1 pseudogene is annotated in these 2083 nt (G+C 58.4%); it reads right to left on the reverse strand.

The features are described from left to right. A pseudogene (locus CO660_RS32290) lies at nt 1-1564 on the reverse strand (hypothetical protein); the annotation flags it as partial. Nucleotides 1565-2083: the final 519 nt, after the last annotated feature.

The raw sequence follows: 2083 nt of genomic DNA on the forward strand, positions 1-2083 counted from the left end.
GCAGCGGCGAAGTTGATCTGAACTCGGCACGTGGATCCGAACGGCCGTCCAGACCGGCCGGTTCCCGGCCACTTGCCGGCTCAGGGGACAACCCCGACGCTGCGTTCGCCTCAACGACTTGCTGGTACTGCCGAAGCCGATTGAAAGACATATTGAGTTTTTTTCCCACGGCTTCGGTGAAGTCTTGGTAATCTATTTTCAACGACCATTGCTGCTGATCACTGCCGTTGAGCCGGCTCGCTATGCTCTCCCGACCCCTGGTTTGCAGCCAATTACCAAACCTCCGTCGATTGTTGGTCAGATTCCAGATAACTTTCCTCTGCGAAGTCGAGTCCGGTCCGAGCTTGCTCAGCTCTTCCTTGGCTAGGTCATCAATGATGCGGGCGTCGTCGGGATAAGGATGATGCTGTTTCAACTGCGACTCGGCGCCTAGATACTGCCGCAGCCGATCGAAACTCACGCCCACTTTTTTTCCCATGGCTTCGATGAAGTCTTGGTAATCTTTTTGCAACGACTGTTGCTGCTGATCAGTACCGGTGAGTCGGCTGACTATGCTCTCCCTGCCCTCCCTTTGGAGCCAAGCGCTAAACTTTCGTTGGTGACTGGTATTATTCCGAGAAGTCGGGACCGGTCCGAACTTACTCAGCTCTTCCTTGGCCAAGCTATCAATGACGAGCGCGTCGTCGGGATAAGGATCATGTATCTGGCGCCCCATCAGGCGCGGCCCAGGTCCAACGGCTTGGAGTTCTTGCCCCTCAGGCGCGAGCCTCCTGAAATGAGACAGTGCTGACTTAAGACGGTCCTGACCATCCCCACCGCTTGCCCAATAATCCGCGATATCAACGGCTAGTGAATCTGGATCGTTTAAAAGCCGAGAAGCCATCGAATCTCTGTTCTCTGCTTTGAGCCAACGAGCGAACCCCCTAAGAATCCCTAAATTGGTCGTCAAGGTACGCTCGGGAACCCTTCCGTCCCCTCGGCCGATGCTACCGTCGGGTAGAATTTCGTAGTTTCGGACTGCTTCCGCGAACTGGTTGATGCGGGACTCGTCATCGGAATGCATGTCCCGGTCGGCGGGGCGACCACGCTTGGCGTAATCGACGCGAACCTTGGTTGAGACCACGTGAGTCTCCGTTGCGGCATCGACGTCTTGCTGCCCCGAACTCCGCGACGACGTCTTGCCGCTGCTCAATCCGAACGCCTTCTTGAACCCTGACGCCATGCGCGACGTAAATCCGCGGCGTTTGCCCTGCGGCGCCGCGGCGACTTCGCCCGCCTCCGCCATATTGCTCGATGTCTTGCTCCCCGAGCCGCCGAATCGCAAGCTGCTGGAGCCCGCCCGAGAGACGTCTATGCTGTGGCGGGCGCCGCTCAACGAGTTCTCCGGCGCCAGCGACTGCGGCGTCACTCGCATCGAACCGCCCACGGAACTGCGACGCGGCACACGGTCGCCGGCGTCACTATCGTGCGAACCGAGGCGCAAGTCGCTCAGATCCTGTTCCAGGTCTCGTCTCTGTGAATAGTAGTCCCGGATCCAGGCGTCCGTATCGAAAGCTCCGGTCACGCCTTCGATCCACTCACTTACTTCGCGAGAATCGTCATCGCGCGGTTGGTTCCGTCTTGGGTACATCGATGCCGGTCCTCCGGAAATCAAATTTGGAACCTCGATCCTAATGCCTGCCGGCCGCCGCCCAGCATGCTAAAGCCAGATCCAATCATGCCCTCAAGGCATGGCCGAACGCTATATGCGACGGCTTGCCGACAATCGTCTGCACTCGACCATCAGGCCGGCACAGAGGCTCGCCAGCTTGCCGCTTGCCATGCGGAGCCCGCCATTCGATGTCGCCCCCGGCACTGGGGATCGTCTCATCTTGGTTGTCGCGCTGCACGTGGCCGCGTAAAAACGGATTCTCCCTCAACGGTTTGGTGCTTTTTCAAGAACGACTGGCATCTATTGCTCGATCCATCTCGACCCTATTGCTGGAAAAGGTAAATGTCGTTCTGCATGCCTGATGGCCCCAGAGTGGCCGTGTAGGGCACACCATGGATAGTGATGCTGGTCTGGGGGTTGTCCGCGCTCGGC

The sequence above is a fragment of the Rhizobium sp. L9 genome, from assembly GCF_002531885.1.
In the GTDB taxonomy this organism is placed as follows: domain Bacteria; phylum Pseudomonadota; class Alphaproteobacteria; order Rhizobiales; family Rhizobiaceae; genus Rhizobium.